At 43.8% G+C, this 15,368-nt stretch carries 12 protein-coding genes; 11 read left to right on the forward strand and 1 reads right to left on the reverse strand.

Features of this window, described 5'->3' with window-relative positions:
• Window positions 1-6 precede the first annotated feature (6 nt).
• The 11 genes from ilvC (at window position 7) to yihA (ending at window position 14,834) form a co-directional block, all read left to right on the forward strand.
• On the forward strand, window positions 7-1,035 hold the full coding sequence (gene ilvC / locus WA279_RS00885) for a ketol-acid reductoisomerase (RefSeq protein ID WP_003222549.1): 1,029 nt from the start codon (window positions 7-9) through the stop codon (window positions 1,033-1,035).
• Entirely contained in the window at window positions 1,022-2,578 is a 1,557-nt protein-coding gene (locus WA279_RS00890) for a 2-isopropylmalate synthase (RefSeq protein WP_336153935.1), read from the forward strand. The genes ilvC and WA279_RS00890 overlap by 14 nt, the downstream gene beginning before the upstream one ends.
• A gap of 20 nt (window positions 2,579-2,598) precedes the next feature.
• Window positions 2,599-3,696 (forward strand): 3-isopropylmalate dehydrogenase, encoded by a 1,098-nt coding sequence (leuB, locus tag WA279_RS00895; protein ID WP_015251530.1) that lies wholly within the window; start codon window positions 2,599-2,601, stop codon window positions 3,694-3,696.
• Window positions 3,697-3,745: 49 nt separating this feature from the next.
• Entirely contained in the window at window positions 3,746-5,164 is a 1,419-nt protein-coding gene (gene leuC, locus WA279_RS00900; protein ID WP_336153936.1) for a 3-isopropylmalate dehydratase large subunit, read from the forward strand.
• A 12-nt stretch (window positions 5,165-5,176) separates the two neighbouring features.
• The gene (gene leuD / locus WA279_RS00905; protein WP_032726329.1) at window positions 5,177-5,776 is read left to right on the forward strand and encodes a 3-isopropylmalate dehydratase small subunit; all 600 of its coding nucleotides are present in this window, start codon (window positions 5,177-5,179) and stop codon (window positions 5,774-5,776) included.
• A gap of 118 nt (window positions 5,777-5,894) precedes the next feature.
• Entirely contained in the window at window positions 5,895-6,899 is a 1,005-nt protein-coding gene (gene ddcA / locus WA279_RS00910; protein WP_014477566.1) for a DNA damage checkpoint antagonist DdcA, read from the forward strand.
• Window positions 6,900-7,126: 227 nt separating this feature from the next.
• Window positions 7,127-8,401 (forward strand): trigger factor, encoded by a 1,275-nt coding sequence (tig, locus tag WA279_RS00915; RefSeq protein WP_336153937.1) that lies wholly within the window; start codon window positions 7,127-7,129, stop codon window positions 8,399-8,401.
• Window positions 8,402-8,672: 271 nt separating this feature from the next.
• A complete protein-coding gene (clpX, locus tag WA279_RS00920) occupies window positions 8,673-9,935 on the forward strand; it encodes an ATP-dependent protease ATP-binding subunit ClpX (RefSeq protein ID WP_003229613.1) in 1,263 nt (420 codons plus the stop codon).
• A gap of 151 nt (window positions 9,936-10,086) precedes the next feature.
• Window positions 10,087-11,745: an ATP-dependent protease LonB gene (gene lonB, locus WA279_RS00925; protein ID WP_014477564.1), complete on the forward strand. Its 1,659-nt coding sequence runs from the start codon at window positions 10,087-10,089 to the stop codon at window positions 11,743-11,745.
• A 180-nt stretch (window positions 11,746-11,925) separates the two neighbouring features.
• Window positions 11,926-14,250, forward strand: a complete 2,325-nt coding sequence (gene lon / locus WA279_RS00930; protein ID WP_336153938.1) for an endopeptidase La — start codon at window positions 11,926-11,928, stop codon at window positions 14,248-14,250.
• On the forward strand, window positions 14,247-14,834 hold the full coding sequence (yihA, locus tag WA279_RS00935) for a ribosome biogenesis GTP-binding protein YihA/YsxC (RefSeq protein WP_003229621.1): 588 nt from the start codon (window positions 14,247-14,249) through the stop codon (window positions 14,832-14,834). Before lon ends, yihA begins: the two co-directional genes overlap by 4 nt.
• Before the next feature lie 21 nt (window positions 14,835-14,855).
• Here yihA and WA279_RS00940 read toward each other — a convergent pair whose 3' ends face one another.
• Window positions 14,856-15,353 carry a hypothetical protein gene (locus tag WA279_RS00940; RefSeq protein ID WP_336153939.1) on the reverse strand — a complete coding sequence of 166 codons (498 nt, stop codon included), beginning with the start codon at window positions 15,351-15,353 and terminating at the stop codon, window positions 14,856-14,858.
• Window positions 15,354-15,368 lie beyond the last annotated feature (15 nt).

Raw genomic sequence — 15,368 nt, forward strand, 5'->3', positions numbered from 1 at the left:
ATTGAAATGGTAAAAGTATATTATAACGGTGATATCAAAGAGAACGTATTGGCTGGAAAAACAGTAGCGGTTATCGGGTACGGTTCGCAAGGCCACGCACATGCCCTGAACCTTAAAGAAAGCGGAGTAGACGTTATCGTCGGTGTTAGACAAGGAAAATCTTTCACTCAAGCCCAAGAAGACGGACATAAAGTATTTTCAGTAAAAGAAGCGGCAGCCCAAGCCGAAATCATCATGGTTCTGCTTCCGGATGAGCAGCAGCAAAAAGTATACGAAGCTGAAATCAAAGATGAATTGACAGCAGGAAAATCATTAGTATTCGCTCATGGATTTAACGTGCATTTCCATCAAATTGTTCCTCCAGCGGATGTAGATGTATTCTTAGTGGCCCCTAAAGGCCCGGGACACTTGGTCAGAAGAACATATGAGCAAGGAGCTGGCGTACCTGCATTGTTCGCAATCTATCAAGATGTGACTGGAGAAGCAAGAGACAAAGCCCTCGCTTATGCTAAAGGAATCGGCGGCGCAAGAGCGGGCGTATTAGAAACGACATTTAAAGAAGAAACAGAAACAGATTTGTTCGGTGAGCAAGCAGTTCTTTGCGGCGGATTAAGCGCGCTTGTCAAAGCCGGATTTGAAACCTTAACTGAAGCAGGTTATCAGCCTGAACTTGCATACTTCGAGTGTCTTCATGAGCTGAAATTAATCGTAGACCTTATGTACGAAGAAGGACTTGCAGGAATGAGATATTCAATCTCTGACACAGCACAGTGGGGAGATTTCGTATCAGGTCCTCGCGTTGTGGACGCTAAAGTAAAAGAATCTATGAAAGAAGTATTAAAAGATATCCAAAACGGTACATTCGCAAAAGAGTGGATCGTCGAAAACCAAGTAAACCGTCCTCGTTTCAACGCTATCAATGCAAGCGAGAACGAACATCAAATCGAAGTAGTGGGAAGAAAGCTTCGTGAAATGATGCCGTTTGTGAAACAAGGCAAGAAGAAGGAAGCGGTGGTCTCCGTTGCGCAAAATTAATTTTTTCGATACGACGCTTCGTGATGGTGAACAGTCCCCTGGAGTGAACTTGAATACACAGGAGAAACTTGCCATAGCTAAGCAGCTCGAAAGACTCGGGGCAGATATCATTGAAGCGGGATTTCCCGCTTCGTCCCGAGGTGACTTTTTAGCTGTTCAGGAAATCGCAAGAACCATTAAAAATTGTTCAGTAACTGGTCTGGCCCGTTGTGTAAAAGGTGATATTGATGCTGCTTGGGAAGCGTTAAAAGAAGGTGCTCATCCGAGAATACATGTTTTTATCGCCACATCGGACATTCATTTGAAGCACAAGCTGAAAATGACACGTGAGCAAGTCATTGAAAGAGCGGTTGAAATGGTGAAATACGCAAAAGAACGTTTTCCGATTGTGCAATGGTCAGCTGAAGATGCCTGCCGCACTGAACTGCCGTTTCTAGCAGAAATCGTCGAGAAAGTGATTGACGCAGGCGCCAGTGTTATCAATCTTCCGGACACTGTCGGCTACCTGGCCCCGGCGGAATACGGAAATATCTTTAAATATATGAAAGAAAACGTTCCGAACATTCACAAAGCAAAGCTTTCAGCCCACTGTCATGATGATTTGGGAATGGCAGTCGCAAACTCTCTTGCTGCGATTGAAAATGGCGCTGATCAAATCGAATGCGCTGTGAATGGGATCGGTGAAAGAGCCGGAAACGCGGCATTAGAGGAAATTGCCGTAGCCCTCCATACCAGAAAAGATTTCTACCAAGTCGAAACAGGTATTACGCTGAACGAGATTAAGAGAACAAGTGATTTAGTAAGCAAACTGACAGGCATGGCTGTCCCGCGCAACAAAGCGGTTGTTGGAGATAATGCATTTGCTCATGAATCAGGCATCCATCAGGACGGCTTTTTAAAAGAAAAATCGACTTATGAAATTATTTCACCGGAGCTTGTCGGCGTAACCGCAGATGCGCTTGTCCTAGGTAAACATTCCGGACGCCACGCATTTAAAGACCGGCTGACTGCTTTAGGATTCCAATTTGACAGTGAAGAGATTAATAAATTCTTTACGATGTTCAAAGAGTTGACTGAGAAGAAAAAAGAAATCACTGATGAGGATCTTGTTTCTCTTATTTTAGAAGAAAAAGTAACAGATCGCAAGATTGGGTATGAATTTCTTTCTCTGCAAGTACATTACGGAACAAGTCAGGTCCCTACGGCTACTCTTTCTTTGAAAAATCAAGAAAACGCAGAGCTTATTCAGGAAGCTGCAACTGGAGCTGGAAGCGTGGAAGCAATCTACAATACGCTTGAGCGCTGCATCGATAAGGACGTGGAGCTCTTAGACTACCGCACTCAGTCTAACAGAAAAGGCGAAGATGCGTTTGCCCAGGTGTATGTAAGAGTTTTGGTGAACGGAATAGAATCAGCAGGGCGGGGCATAGCGCAAGACGTATTAGAAGCATCAGCGAAAGCCTATTTGAACGCAGTCAACCGTCAATTGGTTTTCCAGTCGAATATGAGCGGATTGAAAAACCACACAGCTGTCGGATCATAAAAGAAAGGAGAACGGTTAACTTGAAGAAACGTATTGCTCTATTGCCCGGAGACGGGATCGGCCCTGAAGTATTAGAATCAGCGACAGACGTACTGAAAAGTGTTGCCGAACGCTTTAACCATGAATTTGAATTTGAATATGGCCTGATTGGAGGGGCGGCTATTGATGAACATCATAACCCCCTCCCGGAGGAAACCGTTGCTGCTTGTAAAAATGCAGACGCGATATTGCTTGGCGCTGTCGGCGGACCGAAATGGGATCAAAATCCTTCGGAACTGAGACCGGAAAAAGGGCTGCTCAGCATCAGAAAACAGCTTGATTTGTTTGCGAATTTACGGCCTGTGAAGGTATTTGAAAGCCTTTCTGACGCTTCGCCTTTGAAAAAAGAATATATAGATAATGTTGATTTCGTTATCGTTCGTGAGCTCACAGGCGGCTTGTATTTCGGCCAGCCGAGCAAACGCTATGTAAACACTGAAGGTGAGCAGGAAGCAGTAGATACACTGTTTTATAAGCGAACGGAAATTGAACGAGTGATCAGAGAGGGCTTCAAAATGGCGGCAGCCAGAAAAGGCAAAGTGACCTCTGTAGATAAAGCGAATGTTCTTGAATCAAGCCGGCTGTGGCGTGAAGTGGCTGAGGACGTTGCACAAGAGTTTCCCGATGTGAAGCTTGAGCACATGCTTGTGGATAACGCGGCCATGCAGCTAATTTATGCACCGAATCAATTTGATGTCGTGGTGACTGAAAATATGTTCGGTGATATTTTAAGCGATGAAGCGTCCATGCTTACAGGCTCGCTCGGAATGCTCCCGTCAGCCAGCCTATCAAGCTCTGGTCTTCATCTGTTTGAACCTGTTCATGGCTCCGCGCCTGATATTGCCGGTAAAGGGATGGCAAATCCGTTCGCAGCCATATTGTCAGCGGCAATGCTTTTGAGAACATCTTTCGGGCTTGAAGAGGAAGCGAAAGCTGTAGAAGATGCGGTAAACAAAGTCTTGGCTTCCGGAAAAAGAACAAGAGACTTGGCACGGGGTGAAGAGTTCAGCAGCACTCAGGCCATTACAGAGGAAGTTAAGGCAGCAATCATGAGTGAAAATACAATTTCTAATGTGTGACAGCTTACGTTAAGCGGTCTTAGCTCTAGGTAGAGGGAGGAAATAAAAGATGATGCCTCGAACAATCATCGAAAAGATTTGGGATCAGCATATTGTAAAACATGGTGAGGGAAAGCCGGATCTTCTCTATATTGATTTGCACCTCATTCATGAGGTGACGTCTCCTCAGGCATTTGAAGGCTTGAGACAAAAGGGAAGAAAGGTCAGAAGACCCCAAAATACGTTTGCGACAATGGACCACAACATCCCGACTGTCAATCGTTTTGAGATAAAGGATGAAGTTGCGAAACGCCAGGTAACGGCGCTTGAAAGAAACTGTGAGGAATTTGGCGTGCGCCTTGCCGATCTTCACAGTGTGGATCAAGGGATTGTTCATGTCGTCGGCCCTGAACTGGGCTTAACGCTTCCAGGGAAAACGATTGTGTGCGGTGACAGTCATACATCAACACATGGCGCTTTCGGCGCTCTTGCATTTGGAATCGGGACGAGTGAAGTTGAACATGTCCTTTCCACACAGACACTTTGGCAGCAACGTCCAAAAACACTTGAAGTGCGCGTAGATGGAACGCTTCAAAAAGGGGTAACGGCAAAGGATGTCATCCTTGCTGTCATCGGCAAATACGGTGTGAAATTCGGCACGGGCTACGTCATTGAATACACTGGGGAAGTATTCAGAAATATGACGATGGATGAACGAATGACTGTTTGTAACATGTCAATTGAAGCAGGAGCAAGAGCTGGTTTGATTGCACCTGACGAGGTGACGTTTGAATATTGCAAAAACCGCAAGTACACGCCAAAAGGCGAAGAATTTGACAAGGCCGTAGAGGAATGGAAGGCGCTGCGCACAGACCCGGGCGCTGTTTACGATAAATCTATCGTCCTTGACGGCAACAAAATTTCCCCTATGGTGACATGGGGCATTAACCCGGGAATGGTTCTTCCTGTCGATTCTGAAGTTCCTGCGCCGGAAAGCTTTTCTGCAGAAGACGATAAAAAAGAAGCGATTCGCGCTTATGAATATATGGGATTGACTCCTCACCAAAAAATTGAAGACATTAAAGTGGAGCACGTATTTATCGGTTCCTGCACAAATTCCCGCATGACTGACCTTCGCCAGGCTGCTGACATGATCAAAGGGAAGAAGGTAGCTGACAGCGTAAGGGCCATCGTCGTGCCCGGATCCCAAAGCGTGAAGCTTCAGGCTGAAAAAGAAGGGCTTGACCAGATTTTCTTGGAAGCTGGATTTGAATGGAGAGAGTCAGGCTGCAGCATGTGTTTGAGTATGAATAATGATGTTGTTCCTGAGGGAGAGCGCTGTGCATCAACCTCTAACCGCAACTTCGAGGGCAGACAAGGAAAAGGTGCAAGAACACATCTCGTCAGCCCGGCAATGGCTGCGATGGCTGCCATTCACGGACACTTCGTTGATGTCAGAAAGTTTTATCAGAAAAAAACAGTTGTGTAAGGAGTGCGCGAGATGGAACCTTTGAAATCACATACGGGGAAAGCAGCCGTATTAAATCGGATCAATGTGGATACAGACCAGATTATTCCTAAGCAATTTTTGAAGAGGATTGAAAGAACAGGCTACGGGCGTTTTGCATTCTTTGACTGGAGATATGATGCGAATGGTGAACCGAACCCTGAATTTGAATTAAACCAGCCTGTTTATCAAGGAGCTTCCATTTTAATAGCAGGAGAAAACTTCGGCTGCGGGTCATCGCGTGAACACGCTCCGTGGGCACTTGATGATTATGGGTTTAAAATTATTATTGCACCGTCATTTGCTGATATTTTCCATCAGAACTGCTTTAAAAACGGCATGCTTCCGATCCGCATGCCATATGACAATTGGAAACAGCTTGTCGGCCAGTATGAAAACAAGTCATTGCAAATGACTGTTGACCTTGAAAAGCAGCTGATTCATGACAGTGAAGGCAATCAAATTTCATTTGAAGTTGATCCGCATTGGAAAGAGATGCTGATTAACGGATATGATGAAATTTCCTTAACGCTGCTGCTGGAGGATGAAATCAAGCAATTTGAATCACAAAGAAGCTCTTGGCTTCAAGCCTGAAAAAGCGGCCGGTATTTGTCCGGCGGCTTTTTTTGCCTTATGAAACATTTCATTTCTTGTGTTTGTTCACAGGTGTTGATACACTTGAACAAAATAAATGCCTGAAAGGAATATAGGTATGACGCATGACAAGAAGAACGCAAAAATTATTCCTTTTCCTCATCTGAAAGACCGCCTTGTGGAAAAAGGGATGTCATCACTAAAGGAAAAAAAGTATCAAGAAGCGCTTGAACTGTTTTCAGAAGCGATGAAATATGATGATACTGAATCCGATCTTCACTTAGGGATGGCCATCTGCTTTTTAGAGCTGGGCGAGCTGGAAGAGGCAAAAAGCGTGTGCGAGAAGATGCTCAAAGAAGGTTATGGCCATTATTTTACGGTTTTGCAGGTGTACATGACCATCTTAATTCAGCTCAAAAAATACGAGGAAGTCAAAAGCACCATTGAAGCCGTTTTGGAAGAAAATCAGCTGCCGGCAGAAAGCGCCGAGCAATTTTATAAGCTGCTGGATTTCAGCCGGAAAATGACCGATCCGGATCGTGAGGACGAGGCTTGGGCCGAAGAATATGAGGATACAATTGACACCGAGAAAGTGCTGGCAAGCCCTGAGGAGCAAATGAATCTCATTCATTCCTTAAAAGACCGTAACGTAGCAAAGTATACAGGATTGCTCAAAACAATCCTCCAAGACCCCTCAGCCCATCCGATTATCAAAACGATGATTGTCATGCTGTTGGCTGAGCATGAGTACAGTAAACCTGTACACATTAGTAAATTTGGCGAGTCGTTGACAATTGAACCGTCTGAGATTGTTCCGCCTGATGCCGCGCCGATTCTGCACCGTGTTCTCAGGGTGCTGGATGAGACACTTGGAAATGAAAATCCAACCTTATATGCGGCAGTAGAAGAATTGTGGAGAAGACATTTGTACGTTTTATATCCGTTCCAGCCGAAATTGCTGTCGGCTGACCTTTGGGCGGCTGCCCTGCATAAAGTCGGTTACGAGATGCACGGAATTGAAATTGAAAGAGAAGAACTTCATATGATGTATGAATTTACCGACAGAGAACTCGATGAAGCTTGCACAATGTTAAAAGATATTGAAGAAATTTCTTATTTGTAAATCGCGCCATATAGTTGAAAGCGCTATGTGTTATGTTATAATATAGTGGTTGTATTTGTGTATAACGGGTTATAAGAAATACGGTTGGACAGGCTTTGCAGTTCATTATTAACATCTATACATAATGATTCTGATCTTTGGCAGCTTTGTTTTTGTTGGACGAAGCCGAATGATTGCTTTAGAATGGAAGACCGACACAACCTGAATAGATTTTTGGAGGGAAACACATGTCTGTAAAATGGGAAAAACAAGAAGGCAACGAAGGCGTTTTAACGGTTGAAGTTGATGCTGAAACGTTTAAAACAGCACTTGATGATGCATTTAAAAAAGTAGTAAAACAAGTTTCAATTCCTGGATTCCGTAAAGGTAAAATTCCTCGCGGATTATTCGAACAGCGCTTTGGCGTAGAAGCTCTTTACCAAGATGCTTTGGATATTCTTCTTCCTGTAGAATACCCTAAAGCGGTTGAAAAAGCTGGAATCGAGCCTGTAGACCGTCCTGAAATCGACGTTGAAAAAATCGAAAAAGGCGAAAGCTTAATCTTCACTGCGAAAGTAACAGTAAAACCTGAAGTGAAGCTTGGCGAATACAAAGGCCTGGGCATTGAAAAAGACGACACAACTGTAACTGACGAAGATGTTCAAAACGAACTAAAAGCCCTTCAAGAGCGTCAAGCTGAGCTTGTTGTAAAAGAAGAAGGCGCCGTTGAAGAAGGAAACACAGTTGTTCTTGATTTCGAAGGATTCGTTGACGGCGAAGCTTTCGAAGGCGGAAAAGCTGAAAACTACTCTCTTGAAGTAGGATCTGGCTCATTCATCCCTGGCTTCGAAGATCAGTTAGTTGGTCTTGAAGCAGGCGCTGAGAAAGATGTTGAAGTGACATTCCCAGAAGAATACCACGCTGAAGAGCTTGCAGGCAAACCAGCTGTGTTTAAAGTGAAAATTCACGAAATCAAAGCGAAAGAGCTTCCTGAGCTTAACGATGAATTCGCAAAAGATATCGATGAAGAAGTGGAAACACTTGCTGAATTAACTGAAAAAACAAAGAAACGTCTGGAAGAAGCAAAAGAAAACGAAGCTGACGCTAAATTGCGTGAAGAGCTTGTTCTGAAAGCTTCTGAAAATGCTGAAATCGATGTTCCGCAAGCAATGGTCGACACTGAGCTTGACCGCATGCTGAAAGAATTCGAACAGCGTCTGCAAATGCAAGGCATGAACCTTGAGCTTTACACTCAATTCTCAGGTCAAGATGAAGCTGCGCTTAAAGAGCAAATGAAAGAAGATGCTGAAAAACGCGTAAAATCTAACCTGACTCTTGAGGCGATTGCGAAAGCGGAAAACCTTGAAGTATCAGATGAGGAAGTTGATGCTGAGCTTACTAAAATGGCTGAAGCATACAACATGCCTGTTGAAAATATTAAACAAGCCATCGGTTCTACTGACGCGATGAAAGAAGATTTAAAAGTTCGCAAAGCAATTGATTTTCTTGTAGAAAACCGTTAATATGGTGCATAATAATAGTACTAATAAAACAGGGCGCGAATCATTCGTGCCTTGTTTTGTACAATTATGAGTTATCTCTTTTTCTTGGGGCAATATAGTTAATGCAGGGCTGTTTTTTGTCATACATATAGAATGTGCAAGTCAGAAACACATTGTTACCGTCTTTTTGGAAAGTATGGTAAAATGCAATACATACTCGTTCGTTTCAAGAATCATTTTCTTTTGCTCTGCCGGTAAAAGAAAAAGTGAGACAAGATTAAGGGGTGAAAGAATGTTTAAATTTAACGAGGAAAAAGGACAATTAAAATGCTCGTTCTGTGGAAAAACACAAGATCAGGTTCGTAAGCTTGTAGCTGGACCTGGTGTATATATATGTGACGAATGTATCGAACTCTGCACTGAAATTGTAGAGGAAGAACTCGGAACAGAAGAAGAAGTAGAATTTAAAGACGTACCAAAGCCTCAGGAAATTCGTGAAATTTTGAATGAATATGTCATCGGCCAAGATCAAGCGAAGAAATCACTTGCTGTTGCTGTGTATAACCACTATAAGCGCATTAACTCTAACAGCAAAGTTGATGATGTTGAGCTTTCAAAAAGTAATATTTCATTAATCGGCCCTACGGGAAGCGGTAAAACCCTTCTGGCGCAAACATTGGCTCGCATTTTAAATGTGCCGTTTGCGATTGCAGACGCTACATCTTTGACTGAAGCTGGATACGTGGGTGAAGATGTAGAGAATATTCTCTTGAAGCTCATCCAAGCTGCTGATTATGATGTGGAAAAAGCCGAAAAAGGCATTATCTATATTGATGAAATCGATAAAGTGGCTAGAAAATCTGAAAACCCGTCTATCACACGTGATGTGTCAGGTGAGGGTGTACAGCAGGCATTGCTTAAAATTCTTGAGGGTACAGTGGCAAGCGTGCCGCCTCAAGGGGGACGTAAGCATCCTCATCAAGAATTCATTCAAATTGACACAACAAATATTTTGTTCATTTGCGGCGGAGCTTTCGATGGTATCGAACAAATCATCAAACGCCGTTTAGGCCAAAAAGTGATTGGATTCGGTGCCGACAATAAAGCTGCTGATCTTGAGAAAGAAGATCTTCTTTCAAAAGTGCTTCCAGAAGATTTGCTCCGTTTCGGGTTAATTCCTGAATTTATCGGACGTCTTCCGGTTATTGCAAGCCTTGAAAAGCTTGACGAAGAAGCATTGGTTGCGATTTTAACAAAACCGAAAAACGCTCTTGTTAAGCAATTCAAGAAAATGCTTGAGCTTGACAACGTTGAGCTTGAGTTTGAAGAAGAAGCGCTTTCTGAAATTGCTAAAAAAGCAATTGAACGCAAGACTGGAGCACGCGGACTCCGTTCCATCATTGAAGGCATCATGCTTGATGTGATGTTTGAGCTGCCTTCTCGTGATGACATTGAAAAATGTGTAATCACCGGGGCAACTGTGACACACGGAGAGCCTCCTCGCCTCTTATTAAAAGACGGCACTGAGGTAAGCCAAGATAAAACATCTGCATAAAGATAAGTACAAACCTCCTGAGTGGTAACACTCAGGAGGTTTTTTTGCATGCAACTCTTCCGGAAAAACGTTTATTCCCGTCTTCTATGGGAGATACTAGCAATCAGAGGAATGAATTGGATACATAAATTGTTTTTCAGGAGGGACCACCATGAGTTGGACAGGGATCGCGTTATTTATTCAGCTGTTTTTTGGGATCATCATCGGTTTGTATTTTTGGAATTTGCTTAAAAATCAAAGGACACAAAAGGTCACAATAGATAAAGAATCAAAGAAGGAAATGGAGCAGCTTCGGAAAATGCGCGCTATCAGCTTGTCCGAGCCATTATCTGAGAAGGTCCGCCCCAAAAGCTTTCAAGATATCGTCGGACAGGAAGACGGCATTAAAGCATTAAAGGCTGCTTTATGCGGGCCAAATCCTCAGCATGTGATTGTCTATGGGCCACCGGGAGTTGGGAAAACGGCTGCTGCGCGGCTTGTGTTGGAAGAAGCAAAAAAACATAAACAATCACCGTTTAAAGAGCAGGCTGTCTTTGTGGAACTCGATGCGACAACAGCCCGTTTTGATGAAAGAGGAATTGCCGATCCGCTCATTGGCTCTGTCCATGACCCGATATACCAAGGGGCCGGAGCGATGGGACAGGCTGGGATTCCGCAGCCGAAGCAGGGAGCTGTCACCCATGCCCATGGCGGTGTGCTGTTTATTGATGAAATAGGGGAGCTGCATCCTATTCAAATGAATAAAATGCTGAAGGTGCTTGAGGACAGAAAAGTCTTTTTAGACAGTGCGTATTACAGTGAGGAAAATACACAAATTCCGAATCATATTCATGATATTTTTCAAAATGGGCTGCCGGCTGATTTTCGCTTGATTGGCGCGACCACGAGAATGCCAAACGAAATTCCGCCAGCTATCAGGTCCCGCTGTTTGGAGGTTTTTTTCCGCGAGCTTGAAAAGGATGAGCTGAAAACGGTTGCTAAAACAGCAGCTGATAAAATTGAAAAAAATATCTCCGAAGAAGGCCTAGATCTTTTGACCAGCTACACGCGGAACGGACGGGAAGCTGTCAATATGATTCAAATCGCAGCGGGGATGGCTGTTACGGAGAATCGGAAAGACATTACCATTGAGGATATTGAATGGGTCATCCACTCTAGTCAGCTCACACCGAAGCATGAGCAAAAAATCGGTGTTGAACCACAGGTCGGCATTGTAAATGGGCTTGCAGTCTATGGGCCTAACAGCGGATCGCTTCTGGAAATCGAAGTGAGTGTAACCGCGGCTCAAGATAAAGGATCAATTAACATCACCGGAATAGCTGAAGAAGAAAGCATCGGCAGCCAATCAAAATCAATCAGACGAAAAAGCATGGCGAAGGGTTCGGTTGAAAATGTATTAACCGTGCTCCGGACAATGGGAATGAAGCCTTCTGATTATGATATTCACATCAATTTCCCAGGAGGGATTCCGATTGATGGGCCGTCAGCAGGCATTGCGATGGCGGCGGGGATTTTCTCGGCGATACACAAAATTCCTATTGACAATACCGTTGCGATGACGGGCGAAATCAGCCTGAACGGTCTTGTGAAACCCATCGGAGGCGTCATTCCGAAAATAAAAGCGGCCAAGCAGTCCGGTGCGAAAAAGGTGATTATCCCATATGAAAATCAGCAGGCGATCTTAAAGCAGATTGACGGGATCGAAATTATTGCAGTGAAGACGTTCCAAGAAGTGCTTGATGAAATTTTAGTGAATCCGCCAACGGAACAAAAACCGTTTCATATTGAAATCAATAAAGAATCTGTTTAAACCCTATTTTGATAATAGGGTTTTTTTCATGAAGGACATCTTTTCCTTTTTCATATCAGAAAGAAAGGGTATACTACGAGGAGACTGTTTTATAGAAAATGGAACCATGCCGTTTATTGTACAAGGATGAAAAAGTTGTATTATAATGGTTCATACTAAAGTCACGGAGGTGTCAGTCACATGGCAGAAGAATTAAAACGCAGCATCCCACTCCTCCCTTTAAGAGGTTTATTAGTGTACCCGACGATGGTTTTGCATTTAGATGTAGGACGTGACAAGTCGGTTCAGGCTCTTGAACAGGCAATGATGCATGATCATATGATATTTTTAGCCACTCAGCAGGATATTTCGATAGACGAACCTGGTGAAGACGAGATTTTCACTGTCGGCACCTATACAAAAATTAAGCAAATGCTGAAGCTTCCGAACGGTACGATTCGTGTGTTGGTGGAGGGCCTCAAGCGCGCCCATATCGTTAAATACAATGAACACGAGGATTACACGTCGGTCGACATTCAACTTATTCATGAAGATGATTCAAAAGATACAGAAGACGAAGCATTGATGCGGACTTTGCTAGACCACTTTGATCAGTACATAAAAATTTCTAAAAAAATCTCGGCCGAAACGTACGCCGCGGTTACTGATATCGAAGAGCCGGGGAGAATGGCAGACATCGTTGCTTCTCATCTGCCCCTTAAACTAAAGGATAAGCAGGATATTTTAGAAACGGCTGATGTCAAAGACAGGCTGAACAAGGTCATTGATTTTATTAATAATGAAAAAGAAGTGCTGGAGATTGAGAAAAAAATCGGCCAGCGCGTCAAACGTTCGATGGAGCGTACGCAGAAGGAATACTACTTACGAGAACAAATGAAGGCGATTCAAAAAGAGCTTGGCGATAAAGAAGGCAAAACTGGCGAAGTTCAGACGCTGACGGAAAAAATCGAAGAAGCAGGCATGCCTGATCATGTGAAGGAAACAGCGCTTAAAGAATTGAACAGATATGAAAAAATTCCGTCAAGTTCTGCGGAAAGCTCTGTGATCCGCAACTATATCGACTGGCTGGTTGCTCTTCCGTGGACGGATGAAACAAATGATAAGCTTGATTTGAAAGAAGCAGGACGTCTCTTGGACGAAGAGCACCACGGGCTTGAAAAAGTAAAAGAACGTATTTTAGAATATTTGGCTGTCCAGAAGCTGACCAAATCCCTGAAAGGCCCGATTCTCTGTTTGGCAGGACCTCCAGGTGTCGGAAAAACGTCTTTAGCCAAATCAATTGCAAAAAGCTTGGGACGCAAATTCGTCAGAATCTCACTCGGAGGAGTTCGGGACGAATCAGAGATACGCGGACACAGACGGACCTATGTCGGAGCAATGCCTGGACGTATTATTCAAGGGATGAAAAAAGCGGGCAAGCTGAATCCGGTCTTCTTATTAGACGAAATTGACAAAATGTCATCTGATTTTAGAGGAGACCCATCATCCGCTATGCTTGAAGTGCTTGATCCAGAGCAAAACAGCAGCTTCAGTGATCACTATATTGAAGAAACCTTTGATTTATCCAAAGTGCTGTTTATCGCAACGGCGAACAATTTGGCCACAATTCCGGGTCCGCTCAGAGACAGAATGGAAATTATTAATATCGCAGGCTACACAGAAATAGAAAAACTTGAAATCGTAAAGGATCACTTGCTTCCAAAGCAAATCAAAGAACACGGGCTGAAGAAAAGCAACCTGCAGCTGCGTGATCAGGCGATTCTTGATATTATCCGCTACTATACGAGAGAAGCTGGTGTGAGAAGCCTTGAACGCCAGCTTGCCGCGATTTGCCGTAAAGCTGCAAAAGCCATTGTTGCTGAAGAGCGAAAACGGATTACGGTTACTGAGAAGAACCTTCAAGACTTTATCGGAAAACGTATTTTCAGATATGGACAAGCTGAAACAGAGGATCAGGTTGGTGTAGTGACAGGGCTTGCTTATACAACCGTTGGCGGAGATACGCTGTCGATTGAAGTATCGCTTTCTCCGGGGAAAGGGAAATTAATCCTGACAGGAAAGCTCGGAGATGTTATGAGAGAGTCTGCTCAGGCTGCATTCAGCTATGTGCGATCCAAAACAGAAGAACTTGGCATTGAACCTGACTTTCATGAGAAGTATGATATTCATATACATGTACCAGAGGGTGCGGTGCCAAAAGATGGTCCGTCAGCCGGTATTACGATGGCAACAGCGCTTGTTTCTGCTTTAACGGGACGGGCGGTTTCGCGTGAAGTTGGCATGACTGGAGAAATCACGCTTCGCGGGCGCGTGCTGCCGATCGGCGGCTTGAAGGAAAAAGCGCTTGGCGCACATAGAGCGGGATTAACGACCATTATTGCGCCTAAAGATAATGAAAAAGATATAGAGGATATTCCGGAAAGCGTCAGGGAGGGGCTGACATTTATATTGGCGTCCCACTTAGACGAGGTTTTGGAACATGCCTTAGTAGGAGAGAAGAAATGAAAGTCACAAAGTCAGAAATCGTGATCAGTGCAGTAAAACCGGAACAGTACCCTGAAGGGGGGCTTCCGGAAATCGCATTGGCCGGAAGATCGAACGTAGGAAAATCGTCTTTTATCAATTCATTAATCAATCGTAAAAATCTTGCGAGAACGTCATCAAAGCCAGGAAAAACACAAACGCTTAATTTCTACATTATCAATGATGAGCTGCATTTTGTGGATGTGCCGGGCTACGGTTTTGCCAAAGTGTCAAAGTCTGAGCGTGAAGCATGGGGCAGAATGATTGAAACCTATATCACGACACGCGAGGAATTAAAAGCTGTGGTGCAGATCGTTGATTTGCGGCATGCGCCATCTAATGATGATGTACAGATGTATGAATTTTTAAAGTATTACGGCATTCCTGTTATTGTTATCGCTACAAAGGCGGATAAGATCCCGAAAGGCAAATGGGACAAACACGCGAAGGTTGTCCGACAAACATTAAATATTGATCCGGAAGACGAGCTGATTCTCTTTTCCTCAGAAACGAAAAAGGGAAAAGACGAAGCTTGGGGAGCGATCAAAAAAATGATAAACCGGTAGAGGATCCTCTACCGGTTTTATTTATCGTATAGATTTTTTTCGTTTTATCAATAATAACAATAAACTGATTCCAATAAAGACAAACGGCCAATACTCCTTCAGAAGCGCTGTTGGAATATGCGCAGACTCAAGCCATGCCATAATTTGTTTGAAAAAGTACAAAAACAGGGAAAAACAAATCATCGACACAGCTTCATATACATATTCTTTTTTTTGAACGGTTGAAACGAGAAGTGAGAAGCCGATCACAAAGAGGAGCATTTCAAAATCATCCGGCCACCATACCCACTTCGGCTTGGCAAAAAAGTGTAAACCGATCCCGAAGAGAAGCAAACCAATAAAAAAATGGGGTGTGACGGCTTCTTTTTTTCCTTGATATACAAAGGCTGCGCCTAACAGCATGAGGAGAACAGGCCATTGATCCTGCCCTGAAAACAGTTCGGCTTGGCCGCTTTCAAGCCATGCATATACAGAAGCGGCAAGCAGCAGACAAGGGAATAAAATTGATTTTTGTTTCATGATATCACCTTCTTG

It is taken from the genome of Bacillus sp. 204(2023) (genome assembly GCF_037027505.1).
GTDB lineage: Bacteria > Bacillota > Bacilli > Bacillales > Bacillaceae > Bacillus > Bacillus subtilis.

Bases quoted from the DNA above. Each gene is read 5' to 3' on its own strand.
- ilvC (WP_003222549.1), top strand. From the start codon at position 7: ATGGTAAAAGTATATTATAACGGTGATATCAAAGAGAACGTATTGGCT.
- leuC (WP_336153936.1), top strand. From the start codon at position 3,746: ATGATGCCTCGAACAATCATCGAAAAGATTTGGGATCAGCATATTGTA.
- leuD (WP_032726329.1), top strand. From the start codon at position 5,177: ATGGAACCTTTGAAATCACATACGGGGAAAGCAGCCGTATTAAATCGG.
- ddcA (WP_014477566.1), top strand. From the start codon at position 5,895: ATGACGCATGACAAGAAGAACGCAAAAATTATTCCTTTTCCTCATCTG.
- tig (WP_336153937.1), top strand. From the start codon at position 7,127: ATGTCTGTAAAATGGGAAAAACAAGAAGGCAACGAAGGCGTTTTAACG.
- clpX (WP_003229613.1), top strand. From the start codon at position 8,673: ATGTTTAAATTTAACGAGGAAAAAGGACAATTAAAATGCTCGTTCTGT.
- lonB (WP_014477564.1), top strand. From the start codon at position 10,087: ATGAGTTGGACAGGGATCGCGTTATTTATTCAGCTGTTTTTTGGGATC.
- lon (WP_336153938.1), top strand. From the start codon at position 11,926: ATGGCAGAAGAATTAAAACGCAGCATCCCACTCCTCCCTTTAAGAGGT.
- yihA (WP_003229621.1), top strand. From the start codon at position 14,247: ATGAAAGTCACAAAGTCAGAAATCGTGATCAGTGCAGTAAAACCGGAA.
- WA279_RS00940 (WP_336153939.1), bottom strand. From the start codon at position 15,353: ATGAAACAAAAATCAATTTTATTCCCTTGTCTGCTGCTTGCCGCTTCT.